This window comes from Myxococcus sp. AS-1-15 (assembly GCF_020037055.1).
GTDB lineage: Bacteria > Myxococcota > Myxococcia > Myxococcales > Myxococcaceae > Myxococcus > Myxococcus fulvus.
On the sequence record NZ_JAIQDF010000001.1, the window covers coordinates 34,540 to 49,390 of the forward strand.

Consider the following 14,851-nt stretch of genomic DNA (forward strand, 5'->3'; position numbering starts at 1 on the left):
CTGGGATGGGGTTGCCGTTGCAACCCGACTTCATTCCCGGGCTTCAGTCGTCGTCGTGGTCGTCGTCCTCGTCACCGTCCAGGTCGTCGTCGTCGAAGGCGTCGATGGAGCGGCGCAGGTTGTTCTCGATGGTGGAGCGGGCGGCCGCGTCGCGCGGGTCCAGCCGCTGTCCATTGCCATCGACGAACCAGCCGGTCGGGTCGATGTTGAGCGTGATGTTGGGCTCCTGGCCCTCCTTCACCTCGAAGCGCGCCTCGCGCTCCTGCTCCAGGCGGACGCTGGAGACGAAGCTGAAGGGCTGCCCGTCGATGTGGCCATCGATGATGACCGAGGCGCCGAGCTCGGCGAGCTCCCGCAGGGGCGCGTCCTGGCCCGCCTGGGCGACGGTGACCTTGCCGATGTCGAACTCGATTTCATCGAAGATGCCGGGCGTCACCCGCAGGTTGCCCACGGGGACGATGCGGCCATTCAGGTCCTCCGCGGACAGGTCGATGAGGACGGGCCCCAGCCGCTGCTCGTCGTCATCGCGCGGGCGCAGCTGGTCATCGTCGTCGTCGTCCCGGTCATCGTCGCGATCATCGCCCTCGTACTCCAGCTCCAGCTCGCGCACGGACAGGCGCACCCGGTCCAGCGTGATGCCGGCGGCGGGCTCCTCTTGCTGAGCGCTCTTGCCGACGGCCTGGGCGCTACGCGCCGCGCCCACCCGGGTGCTCAGTCCGACCTTGACGCTGTCCTCATTGCCGCAAGCCGCGAGCAGCATGGCGGACACGCACAATCCGATGAATCGCATACCTTCCATCTCCTGGTATCGAGGGACCTGGCGAGCGGCGTCTCCGGCCTGCCGCCGCCCGAAAATCCCGGTCTGGAAATGAAGGAGCCTTGAGGCCCGAATCGGCCACATCACCTCGCCTGCATGAAGGGCGGCGTGGCCGAAACGGGGCCCGTGACTCCTTCCCATGAGACAGGTACTGACTGGGGAGACATGGTTTGTGCGCGTGCCTCGAGATGGGAGTGCCTCCGGTGGTCCGGAGCCCTCTTCGTGTGCTCCCAGGTGGACGCACGTGGGGATGCGTGGGGGATGGGCGGGGGAGAGCGGGCGTGACGGAGGAGGAGGTCGCCACCTGCATCCGGCGGGCAGCCGAGGGGGCTCAGGACGCGCACCGCGAGTTGTACCAGCGCTTCCATGGGGCCGTGCGCCGCGTGGCGCTGGGCTACTCGGCGCTGGGGCCCGCGGAGGTGGAGGACGTGGTCCAGGAGACCTTCGTCCGGGCCTTCCGCGAGCTGCCCCGGCTCCAGCACCCCCGCGCCTTCGGGAGCTGGTTGGTGACGATTGCCCGCCACCACGCGCAGTCGCTCAGTCGGGGCGCGCAGCTGCGAGGTCGCGCGGCGGAGGACCTGGCGCTGGAGCTGGAGTCGACCACGCCCGCGATTCCTCCGGCGCTGGAGCTGGAGCGGCGCGTGGCGGTGGTGCGCGAGTTGATTGAAGCGCTGCCCGAGGGCCCCGAGAAGGAGACGGTGCGCCTGTTCTATCTGGAGGGTGAGCTGAGCGCGCGGGAGATCGCCGAGCGCCTGGGGCTGGGCAAGAGCGCGGTGACGATGCGCCTGGAGCGCTTCCGCGCGCGGGTGAAGCGCCAGTTGCTGTCGCGGCTGTTGGCCGCGGGAGTGGGATGAGCCATGGGTGACGCGAGCAGGCACCTGGATGCGCACAGCTGGCGGGCGCTGCGGGACAAGTCCCCCGACGCGGTGGCGTACTTCGCCGACCACCTGTCGCGGCCCTGCGAGGAGTGCGAGGCGTTCCTCGAGAAGAACGACGACGCGTTCGGCCTGGAGGCGATGACGGACGAGGCGCTCGGAAGCCTGGCTCCTGTTCGCGAGGACGCGGTGGGCTGGGCCCGCTTGCGCAAGCGGCTCGGTCCGTCTCGGCTCCTGTGGCTCTCCGGCGCGGTGGCGGTGGCTGTCGCCGCCATGGTCACCTTCGCGTTCCATCCCGCGATGCTGACGGGCGGGCAGCCGGGCACCTCGGTGCGACTGAAGGGCGGCGCCGCGCTGTCGCTGGAGCTGACGGCGCTCGCCCGGATGCCGGATGGGAACCTGCGCCCGCTGACGGATGGAGCGCAGCTTCCTCCCGAGGCCGTGGTGCTGGTGCGCTATCGCGCGAGCGAGCTGGCGGACGCGCTGCTCGCGCTGGAGTCGCCCGACGGCTCCGTGCAGATGCTGGGCGCCTACACGCTGGAGGCGGGGACGCATGACCTGCGCGAGGACGGTGAGCTGGCGGGCGTGTCCCTGGAGGGCGAGCAGGGCCCGAGGACCCTCGTGCTGGCCGCGTGGCCCCGGGGGGAGGGCTCCCGGGAGGCTCGTGACGCGGCGCTCGCGCGAGGACGGGTGCCGGAAGAGGCGACGCTGGCCCGGCTCGGGTTGCGGGTGACTCCGGAGGGCGCTCGCTGAGCGTGGGCCCTTGATTCGCTTCCGGCTCCAGTTCGTCTTCTGTCTCGTGCTCGTGGCGCTCTCGGCCTGCGGTGGCGCGCGGGACAAGGGGAAGGCGGTGAAGGTGCGCCTGGACCCGGCGCGCCTCGCCTCGGCGCACGAGGGGGAGCGCCACGCGCTGCTCATCGGCATCGACCAGTACGACGACGACTCCTGGAACGACCTGCGCTATCCGGGCAAGGACGCGGAGGACCTGGGGCGCGTGCTGGCGGACCCGAGGCGTGGAGGTTTCGCCTCGGTGACGGTGCTCAACCGTCCGGAGCAGACGACGCGCGCGGGAGTGCTGGATGCGCTGCGGACGCTCCAGGCGCGCGCGTGGAATCCGAGGGACGTGGTGGTCGTCTACGTCTCCGGCCACGGCACGCTCGCGCGCGACACGCGGGGCGAGCTCCAGCGCTACCTGGTGATGCGCGACACGCGCTTCCGGGACGTGCAGGGCACGGGGCTGGAGATGGTGGTGCTGGAGCAGGCGCTGGAGCGGCTGGGCTCGCTGCGCCGGGTGCTGGTGCTGGCCACGTGCCACAGCGGCACGGGCAAGTCGCTGCTGCCGGAGTCGGTGCGCTCGGAGCTGGAGCGCACCAAGGCCGCGTTCCTCCCTCGCCCGTTGGAGGAGGACAGCCGCGCGTCGCTCGTCCTCTCCGCCAGTGATTGGGGCGAGGCGGCGCGCGAGGACGACGCGCTCGGCAATGACATCTACACCCACTTCTTCGTCCAGGCGCTCGACGGGCGCGCGGACCGCAACCGCGACGGCGCGGTGAGCGCCACCGAGGCGCACGACTGGGCGCGCCGCCACACGTGGACGTATACGCAGGGGCGCCAGCGCCCGAGCGTGCGGATGACGGAAGTGGGCGCGGACCCGGTGTTGCTCTCCGGCTCCCTGTCCCAGCCCGGCCAGCCGGAGGTGTTCTCCTACAGTCCTCGCCTGGAGGGCTTCACGCTCAAGGTGGATGGCGTGGACGCGGGGGAGCTGCCCGGCGGTGTGGCGCTCCCGGAGGGAAACCGCCGGCTGGGGCTGCACAAGGGCGGCGCGGTGTTGTGGGAGGACACGGTGGTGCTGCGTCCCGGGGAGCGTCGGGCGCTGGACTCGATGCTGCGCGAGCAGGCGGAGGGGCCTCGGCGCACCGTCTCGCTCGACATGGGCGTGCTGGGCTTCCTGGATGCCCGCAGCCGGCGCGAGGTCCTCCCGCGCACGTTGATGGCGGGCGCGGGCCTGCGGTGGCATGGGCTGCTGCTCGAGGAGCGGTTGGATGTGGGCGTGGACCTGGCCGTGGGGCAGGGGCGTCAGGCGCTCCAGTTGGAGCTGGGTGGGGCGGTGCCGGTGCGACACCGGGCGGTGATGTTGGGGCTGACGGTGGGGCCGTCGTGGGAGTGGGGGCGGCTGGGCGTGTCCACGGGGCCTCGTGTGGCCGCTCTGTGGATGGAGCGCTCCTTCCAGTTGGACCTGTTGAAACAGGATGAGCGCTACTTCACGGTATGGCCTGGCTGGATGGCGGGAGTGTCATGGAAGCTGGGGGCGCGGTGGGTGCTGGAGGCCAAGGGGCAGCTGCTCTGGGCCTATGTGCCCGTGGACGGACGCACTCGCGCGGTGGGCTTCGGTGGCTTGTGGCTGAGCGGAGGGTATCGCTTCTGATGCGTGCGCCTGGACAGCCGTGGCTCCTGTCGATGCTCGTCCTCCTGGGGGCCTGCGGCGGCTTCAACAATGGACAGCTGGGGGAGGGCACCGTGCGCGGGCGCATCCTCGGCGCCGATGCCGACGTGGCGTGGGTGAGCGTGTTCGGCGAGTCCGAGCTGATGACCGGTGTGTCCTCGGACGGCCGCTTCGAGCTGGAGGGCGTGCCCGCCAGGACGGTGGAGCTGTTCGTGCTGGCGTCGCGCACGCACGCGGCCCGGGTGCGGGTGGTGCCGCAGGGGGCTCGCATCATCGACGTGGGAGACATCGACGCGCCGCCGGGCGCCTTCATCACCGTGCGGCTGCGGGGGCCTGACGGCAACGTGCCCGAGGAGGGGGAGGTGGAGGTGGATGGCACGCCCTTCGATGACCTGCCGGTGGACCCGTCGACGGGCGAGCTGCGCGTGGGGCCCCTGCCCGAGGGGTGCTACGAGCTGGAGGTCGACGCGAAGGAGCACGCGAAGAAGGAGGAGCAGGTCTGCGTCCGCGAGGGCGAGGAGCGCCTGCACGACGTCGTCCTGGAGAAGGCCGACGACGATGACGAGGAGGACGACGACTAGCGGACTTCAGACGCCGGTGACGCCCCGGATGAAGGCGAGCATCTGGTCGCACGTCGCATGCAGGTCCATCCGCTCCTCGGCCATGCGGCGGGCCTCGTGTCCCATGGTGCGCAAGGTGTCGGGGCTCGACACCAGGGAGTCGAGGGCCCGCGCGAGCGCCGGGTAGTCGCCCGCGGTGACGAGCCGCCCGTCCACGCCGTCCCGCACCAGCTCGCCCACGCCGCCCACGGGTGTGGCCACCACCGCGAGGCCCGCGGCCTTCGCCTCCGCGATGGCCCACGAGGACATGTCCGCCATCGTCGGCAGCACGAACAGGTCCGCCGCCTGCGCCAGTCCAATCAGCTCGGGCGAGTTGGGCCGGACGCCGGTGTGGACGCGGACGCCGGGCGGCGCCTCGAAGGTGTCGGATGTCACCAGGTCCAGCCGCCAGTTCCTCAGTCGCGTCTCCCGGGCCCAGCGCAGGAGCAGGTGTCCGCCCTTGCGGCCCAGGTCCCCTCCGACGAAGAGCAGCCGCACCACGCCGTCCCGTGCCTTGCGCTCGGGCGCCGGACGCCACAGCCGCGTGTCCACGCTCGGCCAGACCACGTGCACGCGGGTGCGCGGGACGCCGTACTCCTCCACCAGCGAGCGCTTGGTGAACTCCGAGAAGGACAGCATGCCCTTCGCGATGGAGTAGGTGCGGCGGTGCAGCGCGTTCTTCGCCTTGCCCACCCAGCCGGCGTGCTGCGAGCGCAGGCCGTAGTACCGCAGATAGTCCTCCAGGCCGCTCGGCGTGGCGTCCGTGGAGACCACGCTGGGCACGCGCCCCATGAAGTCGTGCGCCAGGTGCGCCATGCGCTGCGTGTGGACCACGGCGGCCTGCACCGGGGCCTGCGCGAGCGCCTGATTCAACGCCGAGCGTGTCCTCAGTCCCCCGCGAAGCGACAGGCGCGAGCGCACCAGGGGCAGGCCCTCCCAGAGGTCGTCCGCGTGCTCGTCGATGGGCAGCCACACCGGCGTGATGTCGGTGCGCGCGGCCATGGCGCTCTTGAGGTTCTGCAGGAAGACGGCGTTGCCGAGCGTCGTCTCGATGGCGAAGGCAATGCGTGGAGGCGCCGACATCGCTTGCACGTCCGTCCGTCGCAGCTGGCGGCGACATGCCGCGCACGGCACCCACCTAACTTCACTCCGTGGGCCTTGTTAAGGCCCATGAGCCTCCACGGCGCGGTTCTCAACGTGCGAGAAGATGCATGGTGGATGTGCCGACATCGTCACACCAACCTGAACCGTCCTTCAGTTATCGCCAGGCGCACGGCGGCCACCGTGGCGGCGGCATCCTGCTCGCTCGTGTCGAGCACATGACCCTCCGGGAGGGAGACGTCTCGGAAGCCGCGCCAGATGCCACGCAGCACGGCGGCGTCCGTCAGTGCGTCCGACGTGGTGCGCGCCCGGGCACGTGCCACCGTCCGGGCCTCGTCCGGCAGGAGGATGACCAGCCGCAGGTCGAGTGGGTGTGTGCGCGCGGCGGCCAGCCAGGGCGCGAAGAACCAGGGGCCGATGACCCCATCGACCACCACCTCGTACCCGCCCGCGGCATAGGCCGTGGCGCTCGCGACCAGCGCGTTCATCACCGTGGTGTTCTGGTCATGGGCCTCGGTGCGCCAGGGTTCGAGGTAGCCCTGGCGCACGTAGGCATAGAAGTCATCCGACGGCAGGTGGACCGAGCGGGCCTCGGGTGACTGCTCCGTCAGCCTCCGTGCCACGGTGGACTTTCCGACACCCGAAGGACCGGAGACGAGGATGACGCGCGGTGCGCTCATGTTGCCCAGCGTACCCCAGGGCCCCGGGCGAGGTGCTCCGGCTCACAACAACGGCGCGATGGTCAGCGTGGCGGGGCCGTCCAGGCGCGTCAGGCCGGACGGCGAATTGCAGCCGTTCTCCAGGTCCTCGTTGAGGTAGGTGATGGTCTGGACGGCGCGGTTGCCGGCGAACTTGCCGGCGGTCACCGTGCCCGTCTGGACGAAGGCGAAGGTGGTGCTCTGCAGCGAGACCTTCACGGTGGTGAAGAGGACGGTGGAGGTCTCTCCGGTGTCCCACTGCAACGTGAGGGTGCTGCGGTAGGTGGAGAGGAAGTTGTCGCACGAGTTGCCGGGGAACAGGACCGGCCCCACGGACCAGGTCGCGGTGGTCACACGGGGGCCGAGCACGGTGGCGCACAGGCTGTAGGTCGTCTCTCCGGTGATGAGGACGTCCTGGGGCTCGTTCGTGAGCCCGGGGTTGAAGGTCACCGAGTTGGTCCCCGAGGGACAGCTCACCACCGCCGCTTGCGCGAAGGCTTGATGGGCGGGGAGCGCCGCCACCAGCAGTCCCAGCAGCCGCGCGAGCGCGCCCCATCGGTTCCAGGAAGATTCACGAGCAGGTCCGGACATGGCTCCTCCGACTTCCGCCGCCGACGTGGCGGCGATGGCGCGTACGGTGACCCGGATGCGGGGCGTCGCGGAACTGTACCCGGGTCCACGTCTGTCCTGGGATGCGGGCGCAATGTCTTGCGGGGAGTCCGTCGCCGCCCATGACGCAATCATGACTGACTCATGGAAAGGCAAACGCCCTGCCTCCGTCCGCGCCGCATACCTTGCTTCGCGAGTGCTCGAGTCGTCGTTCCCCCAGTGGCTCCGTCGCGGGGCCAACGCGCGAGGAGGCGCGTTTCGAATCACCATGAACTTCACCCTCATTGGCTTGTGGGGCCACATGGGCCCCTTCGCGAAGCTCATCGTCATCGTGATGGGCGTGATGTCCGTGTTGTCATTGCTCATCCTCGTCGAGCGCGCGCTCGTCTTCCGGACCGCGCGCCGCAACTCGCGCAGGTTCGCCTCGGAGCTGGCCACGCTGCTCGCCAACGGGGACTTCGACACCGCCGCCCACGTCAAGCTGGGGCCCGACGTGGGCTACCTCGGCCGCACCATCCGCGCCGGCCTGACGGCCTATCGCACCGCCTCCGATGACGACCGCAACGAGGTCATGGAGTCGGTCGCCCGGAACCTGGAGCGACAGGCGCAGCGCGAGGTGCAGGGCATGAAGCGCGGCCTGGGACAATTGGCGACGGTGGCCTCCACCGCGCCCTTCGTGGGGTTGCTCGGGACGACGATGGGCATCGTCACCGCGTTCCAGCAGATGGGCGAGGCGGGCGCGGGCGGCATCGGGAACATCTCCACCGGCATCTCCGAGGCGCTGGTGACGACGGCCTTCGGCCTGCTCGTCGCCATCCCCGCGGTCATGGGCTACAACTCCCTGCAGGGCTGGGTGGACGCGCGCGCCGTGGACCTCGCCGAGGCGAGCAACGAGTTCCTCGACGTCGTGGCCCGGGTCCTCAAGCGCTCCCGCGTCGCGGCGGGCTGAGCCGGGCGCCGCGCGCGGCCTTCCGAATCCTCCTGGAAAATACGGCCGGGAATATCCGGACCCAGGCTCGTTCAGGTGCCGAGGCCGGGAAGCAGAAGCGCGACGCGCTCCTTCCCGTCTCCGGCGTGCCATGCGGGCACGCCCTCCTTCGAGGGGGACCTGGACCATGAAGATTCGGACTCAAAAGAAGCAGTGGCTGGCAGGCGCGCTCGCGGGCGCCCTGCTCGTGCCGGCGGCGGCGCTGGCGAACGAGACGCATGCCTACGGCATCGCCAACTTCGGCGGCTCCGGGCAGTGCTCGGGCTCGTCGCACTCGGTGCACACCCAGACGGCGTCGGCGTTCGCCAGCTACTTCACGTCGCTGCGCAACTCCGGCCTCTGGTCCGACGTGCGCACGCTCTCCAACATGAACGTGACGCGGGACCTCTGGACGGACCCGGCCAAGGGCGCGGTGGGCGAGTCCAACGACGCCGCCCTCAACGCGGGCGTGGACGACGCGGACGTCATCTTCATCCACACGCACGGCGGCCACGAGGTGTCCACGCCCCGCAGCTCGCTCGTGATGGGCAGCAACAGCCCCTCCTGCTCGGCGCTCACGGACAGCCACATGCGGCTGGGCAACGGCAAGCTGGACATCGCCGTCATCAAGGCCTGCCGGTCCGGCAACATCGAGGTCTGGGAGCGGGGTGGCTACCGCCAGCAACTGGTGACGGCCACCAGCGGCTTCAGCGTCTGGAATGCCTTCCACGGCGACTCGTCGTGCGGCGGCTTCGTGAAGGACTACCTCGAGGACTACCTGGAGGACTCCCGCAACGACGGCGTCGGTGAGAACTGGATTGATGAGGCCTACGACTGGGGCGTCATCTACGACGACTGCCCGGTCTCCATCGTCTTCGGAGACTCGAAGGCGAAGCGCAAGAGCATGTACGAGGCGGGTGGGTGGAGGGACCGCAAGAACACCGGCAGCAAGACGGGCTCCTCCTACTTCTACGTGAGCGGCTGCAACCCGGACAACGGTCGCAAGCTGCCCTGAGCCTTCCTCTCTCCACCCATCCATTCTTTTCGGACCTCGAAACCATGAAGACCCAACTCATCCGATTCCTGACCGCATTGCCTCTCACCGCGCTGCTCGGCTGCGACACCGCGGCGCCCCTGGCGGAGGAGGGCCAGGACACGGCGCCCGCGCAGGTGGCCCAGGCGGCGACCACTGTCAGCTTCGCCTTCGACTCCAGCGGCATCGCCGCGCTGCCCTCGGGCGCGCTTCCCACGCAGTTGCTGCCGGCCTCGGCCTTCAACGAGGCGATGGTCCAGCGCGGGCTCATCGGTACCTCCGAGTCCTTCACCGTCGCGGAGGAGCTGGGCACGCGCCGCGACCTGGAGTCGCCGTCCTGGCGGTTCGAGCGGGACATCTCGTCCGGCCGCGTGCTGGTGCTGAACAAGGTGGAGAGCGGCCCCGCGACGCCGCAGGAGCCCGGGGTGTTGCAGCGCAACTCCGTGGCGCGACTGCAGCGCTGGGGCATCCCTTCTGGGGAGATTGGCGAGATTCGCCAGGTGCAGTCCTTCCTTCAGAACGAGGAGGTGGGCGAGGTCTCGCCCGCGGAGCTGCACCGTCACAAGACGTTCGTGCTGCGCGCCATCAATGGCATCCGCGTGCAGGGGCACCGCGCGGTGGTGACGCACGGCGTGGACGGTGGCTTCCAGCGCGCGCTCATCCGCTGGCCGGCGCTGGCGCGTGAGGGGCACCTGCTGCGCACCCGCCTGAGCACGGCGGAGATCGAGCGCAAGGCGACCGAGGCGCTCGTGGCCGAGGGCCTGACGACGGGCCGCGTGCGGCTCAGCTGGAAGTACGTGCCGCGCCAGCTCACCGACGGCACCTGGGCGCTGACGCTGCAGGTCAACGCCTCGCTGCCCTCCGTCAACACGGACGCCCACACCGAGGAGCCTCGGGTGATTGACGTGGATGTGAACGCGGTCCCGTAGTCGCGGTGTGTCACCTGCTCGCCCAGGCCTCTGGTGGACGGGGGAGGGTGGCAGGGTGGCGGCTTCGATTCCCGCCGCCTCCAGTTGAAAGGGCTCGTCATCCTCAGGGGGGCGAGCCACTTCGCTCACGCCGAGTTGGTGGAAGCGCTTCGTGCTCACGCCGTGGCGAGTGGCCCGGCCGGTCTGCTCCCTGCGGGTCTTGCAGGTTTTGAGTTGCAGTAGGGCGCTACACGGAGGCCCAGCTTCCAGACGGCTGGACTATTCCAGTGTGCGTTCTCCTTGACGATAGTGATTCGAGCATTTTGGACCTGTCACGTCGTTCAGATGTGGAAGGACTGGTAGTACCTTGAGTCTGCCTTTGCGCGACCCCTGTTGCGCTGGCACTCGGAGCGTCCTGCCCATGTCCAATCCATCTGACTCTCGGCCTGCCGGGAGCGCTGTCCCATGTCGCCCGAGCATCGCGCGCGTCCATGGCCTCTTCGAGTCGGAGACGGGCCTGCGTGTGACGATGGAGAGCGTCGCAGGGTTGCCGCTCAACACCCTGCTGTCCGTTGCCCAGGCGCGTGACCGCTACTTCTCCGAGGCGTTCATCCTCTACGGGAGCGCGGAGGTCGCGGCGGCCTTGGCCTGCGTGCATGCGCGCATGGACGACGCGAGCTTCGCGCTCGGCATCGTCAACCCGGTGGCAACGGAGCCCGGTGCAGCTCCGCGCCGTCGCACGTTGACGAAGCCGCTGACCGCGTAGCGGCGGCACCCCGTTCCCTTCACCACCACGGAGCCACCATCGGCGCGGCGCGAGTCGCTCCAGCCGACCGGGAGGCGTGTGTTCTTCGTGCCTCATCCCGGGGCACGCACAGGAGGCGTGTATGCACAGGAGTCGAAGCTGTCTGGCCGCCGCGCTGCTGCTGTTGCCGGCGACAGGAGGGGCCTCGGAGCCTTCGGCCCCGGAGGAAGAAGCCTCCAACGCTTCGGCCGCACCACCCGCGCGCAAGTGGCACTACCTGACGCGCGTGGAAACCACGTCGTTCGCGTTGCTGCCTCGCGCTGGCGCGGGGGATGACGAGGGCTTCGTGCAGGTGGCGCCCACGTTCATCCTCGACGGTGGTCCAGAGTTCGGCGTCAACGTGGGAGCGCCCGTGCGCTTTCGCCTGTGGGGCGGGAACGACGGCTGGACCCTCGTGCGTCGCGAGGACTGGGACACGCTCTCGGACTGGGGGCAGCTCGTTCGCGGCCTCAAGTTGGGTTCCGACGACGCACCGGTAGGCGTCTGGTTCGGCGCACTGGAGGAATACCGCCTCCTGTCCGGCCATCTCGTCCGCCGCTACTCCAATCGCACGAATCCCGACTACCACCCGGCTGGGGGCATCTTCACGGGCACGTTGGGTCCGCTCTACACAGAAGCGTTCGCCTCGGATGTGCTCGGCGCGCGGCTGGTGGGCGCGGAGTTCTCCCTGGACCTGGAGCACATCCTCTTCGGGCAACCCGAGCAGCGGGGCCGGTACACGCTGGCCCTGTCCTCCGCTCATGACTGGGGGAGAGCGGGAGGAGCAGCGCCCTCGATGACGCTGGCCCACCTGGATGCCATGGCGGTGATGGTGGTGCGGCCCGGCATGGAGGCCTACGTGAACGCGGGGTGGGGCGGGCAGCCGGGAGAGGGCGGTGCTTGGGGCGCTGTCATGGGAGGCGGGGTGGACTCCCTCTCCGAGAGGTTCAACCTGCGCCTTCGGCTGGAGGCGAGGCGCCAGCATGGCGGCTTCCGACAAGGCTACTTCGGCGCGGACTACGAACTGGCGCGCTTCCAGGCGGCGGGCCCTGACGGCGTGCCGCTCGCGGAGGCGCACTTCCCGGACGGCTACTCCGCATTCGGAGAAGCCCTCGTGGAGTGGGATGCAGTCAGTTACGGAGGGCCCTACAAGCACCTGAGCCTCTCGGTGGGCGCGGAAGCCTTCTCGTGGGGGCGCGTCGACGTGGACGGTCGCGTTGCGGTGCAGCTCTTCGAGCGCGCCTTGGAAGTCGCGTTGAAGGGGCTCGCGGTTGGAGCTTGGAAGATCGGGGCGCGCTACCTGGGGGCCGCGGAAGTCCGCTGGAGGTTCCTGGGTGGGAAGTTCTACGTGATGGGGACAGGCGGCACGCTGTTGTTCCCCACGGCGGACGGGACGTTGCGACCGGGGGCCTTCGCCTCGATGGGCTTGGGGGTGGACAATGCGCGCTGAAGCCCTGCTCCTGGTCATGGTGCTGGCCACGGGATGCGCGTCGGTGCCGCATGCTTCCGGGCGTGGTGGAACGCTGAACTACACGCCTCGCGGGACGACCTCTCCCGAGCGGGTGGACGTGCTGAGTGACGAAGGCCCTCATGCCTCCGGCTCCCCTCCGTACTCCCTCGCGGGCTCAGGGGCTGGGCAGCGCCTCTTCCGTCATGTCGGGCCACGAGGTGAGGCAACGAAGGCAGCACCTGCCGCCGCATCTGGAGCTGTCGGAGGCAGAGGCCCGCAAGCCGCCTCGGCGCGGCAAGCCTTCCTTGACTCCCTCGACGAGGTGAAGGACTCGCTGAAGGAGTCCGAAGCCATGTTCTCCAAACTCGCGAAGAGCGCTCCCGTGTTCAGTGGCAGGGCTCTCAGTGGGGGAGCGTTCACGCGCTATCTCGACCAGGGCACCCATGAAGTGGCGTGGATTCGCGGCGCCCTCGGAAGCGCGACGATGCTGGCGGGGGACGCGTCGGAGGTGGGGGACTCGGAGCTGGAGTTGGCCCTCCTTCGCATGGCGGGTCCACGGCTCCAGTCCGCGATGTTCGGTGCCCTGCTGTTCGCCACCTGGGTGGACTTCCTCCAGCTCTCCGACGTCCTGCTGCGCGAGTGCCCGATGTGCGGCGACGAGAAGCTGTTCGTGGACCTCCACCGCGTTCAGGGCTTGATGGAGCCCACGCTCGCGGACCTCGCCTCTCGCGACCCCGAGCGAGTGGAGGCGGCGGCACTCGCGATGCCTGAGCTGATGGGGAAGCTGACGCGCGAGTTCAACAGGATGCACGCGGATGCCAGGGCCGCCATGGAGACCGGAGGCAAGGTCATGGTGGCGGCGCAGGTGTTGGAGATGCTCGCCATGATTTCCACGCTGAAGCTGGGGATGCCCAGGCTTCCACCTTCCGCCCCTGCGACGCTCGGCGTGGGACTCGTCATGAGTTCAGGCGGCGTCATGGCGGGCTCCCAGCTCGTTGTCTCCGCTGAGTGGGTGGAGATGATGCGAAGACTGGTGCAGGCAGGCGTCATCTCACTTCCCGTCGTTAGCGCGGCGGTCCGCATCCACAGTGGACAGGTGATGATGGCGCAGGCGCACCAGGACTTGCCCGAGGGCGTGCGAGAAGCGCTGGGGGACAGTCCCGAGGTGCGCGGTATGCGGGTGACAGGTAGAGCTGGGGCGGGCATGTCCGAGGTGCCAAGGCACCATGTCATGCCGAAGGAGCACCGCGAGTGGTTCGAGCAGCGCGGCTTCAAGGGCGACATGGACATCGACCAGTTCTGTGTCCGCCTGGAGCAGGCCCATCACGAGGCGATTCACGGAGGGGGGAACTGGAGGCTGGGACGCACATGGCCCGGGGAGTGGAACCGGATGATCATGAAGGTGCTGCGGGAGGCTGAAGCAGAAAACGGCCAGAGGTTGACGCGGAACGAGATCTTGAGGCTCATCGCGGGATACTTGAAGGAGTACGACATCCCGATGAAGTTCATGAAGGGGACGAGCCGATGACCGACGGGCGTTCGTGGCAGGGGAACTGGAAGGCCCGTCTGTATGAGCGCGTCCGAGCGCGCGGCTACGATTCGCTGACCGCATTTGCCGAGGCACGCCCGACTGCTTCGCTCGCGGCACTGGCCGAGGAACTGGGGCCTGACGATGTTGCCGGAGTGCAGGTGTTCAGCGGGCTCGTGGCTGAAGCGGAGCGAAGCCATCAGGTCACTCGTTTGGTGCGTGGGCAGTTCGTGCGTGAACTGCATGCGAGCCTTCCTACTGGGTGGCCCTCTGTACGGGATGACACAAACCGATTCGATGTTGCCCAAGCCCTCGCTCGCTGGAGTTGCTACACCCCGGAGACGCATGAGGCGCGCGTGAAGCACGCCAGAGCTGCGCTTCGCACAAACCCGCCGCCGCCCGGTTGGCGTCCGATGGGCCCCGACGATGAGCTGCTCCGCATTCTCCTACCCGACGACGAAGCCTGAGCCGGAGATGGTGGCCCCGCCAGTGGGTGAGGCGGGGCACCACGTTGTAGCGCCGCCACGAGTCAATCTGGACGTCATGCAGAGGAGAAGGCGATGAGCGACGGAGCAGCTTGGCAGGGCAACATCAAGGCTCGCCTGTACGAACGGGTCCGCGAGCGAGGCTACGACTCACTGACCGCATTTGCTGAGTCGCGCCCTGCCGTTCCGCTGTACGTCTTGGCCGACGAAATGGGCAACGACGTTGCTGCCGTGCAGATCCTAAGTGGCTTGATGTACGAGGCGGAGCACCGCAATCAGGTCACGCGCTTGGTTCGTGACGTCCTCGTGCGCGAGTTGGCCGAGAGATTCCCGAATGGCTGGCCGGACGTGCTGGACGACGCATCCCGTGTCGAAGTGGCGATGGGACTCGGGTCGTGGTTCGCCTACACCCCCCTAACCCACAGGGAGCGGGTTGACCGGGCAGGGAGTGCGCTTCTCGCCAATCCCCCGCCTATCGGCTGGCGCCCGCTCGGACCCGAAGACGAACTTCTCCGGGCGCTCCTACCGGACGACGAAGCCTGAGCGAAGTGGGTAGC

The 14,851-nt window shown here is 69.2% G+C and carries 16 protein-coding genes; 12 read left to right on the top strand and 4 right to left on the bottom strand.

What is annotated here, in order from left to right; genetic code table 11:
* Positions 1 to 43 precede the first annotated feature (43 nt).
* Positions 44 to 790: a hypothetical protein gene (locus K8625_RS00145; protein WP_223781492.1), complete on the bottom strand. Its 747-nt coding sequence runs from the start codon at positions 788 to 790 to the stop codon at positions 44 to 46.
* A gap of 308 nt (positions 791 to 1,098) precedes the next feature.
* Between K8625_RS00145 and K8625_RS00150 the strand changes: the two genes are divergently transcribed.
* From K8625_RS00150 to K8625_RS00165, 4 genes are read left to right on the top strand one after another with little or no spacing between them, the layout of a single operon-like run.
* The gene (locus K8625_RS00150; RefSeq protein WP_141333301.1) at positions 1,099 to 1,671 is read left to right on the top strand and encodes an RNA polymerase sigma factor; all 573 of its coding nucleotides are present in this window, start codon (positions 1,099 to 1,101) and stop codon (positions 1,669 to 1,671) included.
* 3 nt (positions 1,672 to 1,674) lie between these two features.
* Positions 1,675 to 2,445 (top strand): hypothetical protein, encoded by a 771-nt coding sequence (locus K8625_RS00155; protein WP_223781493.1) that lies wholly within the window; start codon positions 1,675 to 1,677, stop codon positions 2,443 to 2,445.
* 10 nt (positions 2,446 to 2,455) lie between these two features.
* Positions 2,456 to 4,114: a caspase family protein gene (locus K8625_RS00160; protein WP_223747232.1), complete on the top strand. Its 1,659-nt coding sequence runs from the start codon at positions 2,456 to 2,458 to the stop codon at positions 4,112 to 4,114.
* Positions 4,114 to 4,713: a carboxypeptidase regulatory-like domain-containing protein gene (locus K8625_RS00165; RefSeq protein WP_223747233.1), complete on the top strand. Its 600-nt coding sequence runs from the start codon at positions 4,114 to 4,116 to the stop codon at positions 4,711 to 4,713. The genes K8625_RS00160 and K8625_RS00165 overlap by 1 nt, the downstream gene beginning before the upstream one ends.
* A gap of 6 nt (positions 4,714 to 4,719) precedes the next feature.
* Here the strand turns inward: K8625_RS00165 and K8625_RS00170 are convergent, their stop codons facing one another.
* The 3 genes from K8625_RS00170 to K8625_RS00180 form a co-directional block, all read right to left on the bottom strand.
* Positions 4,720 to 5,814, bottom strand: a complete 1,095-nt coding sequence (locus K8625_RS00170; protein WP_223781494.1) for a glycosyltransferase family 4 protein — start codon at positions 5,812 to 5,814, stop codon at positions 4,720 to 4,722.
* Positions 5,815 to 5,963: 149 nt separating this feature from the next.
* Positions 5,964 to 6,512 (bottom strand): AAA family ATPase, encoded by a 549-nt coding sequence (locus tag K8625_RS00175; RefSeq protein WP_223781495.1) that lies wholly within the window; start codon positions 6,510 to 6,512, stop codon positions 5,964 to 5,966.
* Between the two features lie 42 nt (positions 6,513 to 6,554).
* Positions 6,555 to 7,121 (bottom strand): hypothetical protein, encoded by a 567-nt coding sequence (locus K8625_RS00180; protein WP_223781496.1) that lies wholly within the window; start codon positions 7,119 to 7,121, stop codon positions 6,555 to 6,557.
* Between the two features lie 286 nt (positions 7,122 to 7,407).
* On the opposite strand from K8625_RS00180, the gene K8625_RS00185 reads away from it, so the two are divergent.
* The 8 genes from K8625_RS00185 (at position 7,408) to K8625_RS00220 (ending at position 14,837) form a co-directional block, all read left to right on the top strand.
* A complete protein-coding gene (locus tag K8625_RS00185; protein WP_223747237.1) occupies positions 7,408 to 8,088 on the top strand; it encodes a MotA/TolQ/ExbB proton channel family protein in 681 nt (226 codons plus the stop codon).
* 166 nt (positions 8,089 to 8,254) lie between these two features.
* Entirely contained in the window at positions 8,255 to 9,121 is an 867-nt protein-coding gene (locus K8625_RS00190; protein WP_223781497.1) for a DUF6345 domain-containing protein, read from the top strand.
* 44 nt (positions 9,122 to 9,165) lie between these two features.
* Positions 9,166 to 10,068, top strand: a complete 903-nt coding sequence (locus K8625_RS00195; RefSeq protein ID WP_223781498.1) for a hypothetical protein — start codon at positions 9,166 to 9,168, stop codon at positions 10,066 to 10,068.
* Between the two features lie 502 nt (positions 10,069 to 10,570).
* On the top strand, positions 10,571 to 10,813 hold the full coding sequence (locus tag K8625_RS00200; protein WP_223781499.1) for a hypothetical protein: 243 nt from the start codon (positions 10,571 to 10,573) through the stop codon (positions 10,811 to 10,813).
* Positions 10,814 to 10,934: 121 nt separating this feature from the next.
* The gene (locus K8625_RS00205; RefSeq protein WP_223781500.1) at positions 10,935 to 12,281 is read left to right on the top strand and encodes a hypothetical protein; all 1,347 of its coding nucleotides are present in this window, start codon (positions 10,935 to 10,937) and stop codon (positions 12,279 to 12,281) included.
* 352 nt (positions 12,282 to 12,633) lie between these two features.
* Complete coding sequence (locus tag K8625_RS00210; protein WP_370641862.1) at positions 12,634 to 13,809, top strand: DUF2380 domain-containing protein; 1,176 nt, start codon at positions 12,634 to 12,636, stop codon at positions 13,807 to 13,809.
* Positions 13,806 to 14,276 carry an NUDIX hydrolase gene (locus K8625_RS00215; RefSeq protein ID WP_223781502.1) on the top strand — a complete coding sequence of 157 codons (471 nt, stop codon included), beginning with the start codon at positions 13,806 to 13,808 and terminating at the stop codon, positions 14,274 to 14,276. Before K8625_RS00210 ends, K8625_RS00215 begins: the two co-directional genes overlap by 4 nt.
* A 93-nt stretch (positions 14,277 to 14,369) precedes the next feature.
* Positions 14,370 to 14,837 (top strand): NUDIX hydrolase, encoded by a 468-nt coding sequence (locus K8625_RS00220; protein WP_223781503.1) that lies wholly within the window; start codon positions 14,370 to 14,372, stop codon positions 14,835 to 14,837.
* Positions 14,838 to 14,851 lie beyond the last annotated feature (14 nt).

What these genes read in the sequence shown, in the direction of transcription:
- K8625_RS00210 (WP_370641862.1), top strand. Translation starts at nt 12,634, where the DNA reads ATGTTCTCCAAACTCGCGAAGAGCGCTCCCGTGTTCAGTGGCAGGGCT.
- K8625_RS00220 (WP_223781503.1), top strand. Translation starts at nt 14,370, where the DNA reads ATGAGCGACGGAGCAGCTTGGCAGGGCAACATCAAGGCTCGCCTGTAC.
- K8625_RS00180 (WP_223781496.1), bottom strand. Translation starts at nt 7,121, where the DNA reads ATGTCCGGACCTGCTCGTGAATCTTCCTGGAACCGATGGGGCGCGCTC.
- K8625_RS00215 (WP_223781502.1), top strand. Translation starts at nt 13,806, where the DNA reads ATGACCGACGGGCGTTCGTGGCAGGGGAACTGGAAGGCCCGTCTGTAT.
- K8625_RS00190 (WP_223781497.1), top strand. Translation starts at nt 8,255, where the DNA reads ATGAAGATTCGGACTCAAAAGAAGCAGTGGCTGGCAGGCGCGCTCGCG.
- K8625_RS00170 (WP_223781494.1), bottom strand. Translation starts at nt 5,814, where the DNA reads ATGTCGGCGCCTCCACGCATTGCCTTCGCCATCGAGACGACGCTCGGC.
- K8625_RS00145 (WP_223781492.1), bottom strand. Translation starts at nt 790, where the DNA reads ATGCGATTCATCGGATTGTGCGTGTCCGCCATGCTGCTCGCGGCTTGC.
- K8625_RS00165 (WP_223747233.1), top strand. Translation starts at nt 4,114, where the DNA reads ATGCGTGCGCCTGGACAGCCGTGGCTCCTGTCGATGCTCGTCCTCCTG.
- K8625_RS00185 (WP_223747237.1), top strand. Translation starts at nt 7,408, where the DNA reads ATGAACTTCACCCTCATTGGCTTGTGGGGCCACATGGGCCCCTTCGCG.
- K8625_RS00195 (WP_223781498.1), top strand. Translation starts at nt 9,166, where the DNA reads ATGAAGACCCAACTCATCCGATTCCTGACCGCATTGCCTCTCACCGCG.
- K8625_RS00155 (WP_223781493.1), top strand. Translation starts at nt 1,675, where the DNA reads ATGGGTGACGCGAGCAGGCACCTGGATGCGCACAGCTGGCGGGCGCTG.
- K8625_RS00205 (WP_223781500.1), top strand. Translation starts at nt 10,935, where the DNA reads ATGCACAGGAGTCGAAGCTGTCTGGCCGCCGCGCTGCTGCTGTTGCCG.
- K8625_RS00175 (WP_223781495.1), bottom strand. Translation starts at nt 6,512, where the DNA reads ATGAGCGCACCGCGCGTCATCCTCGTCTCCGGTCCTTCGGGTGTCGGA.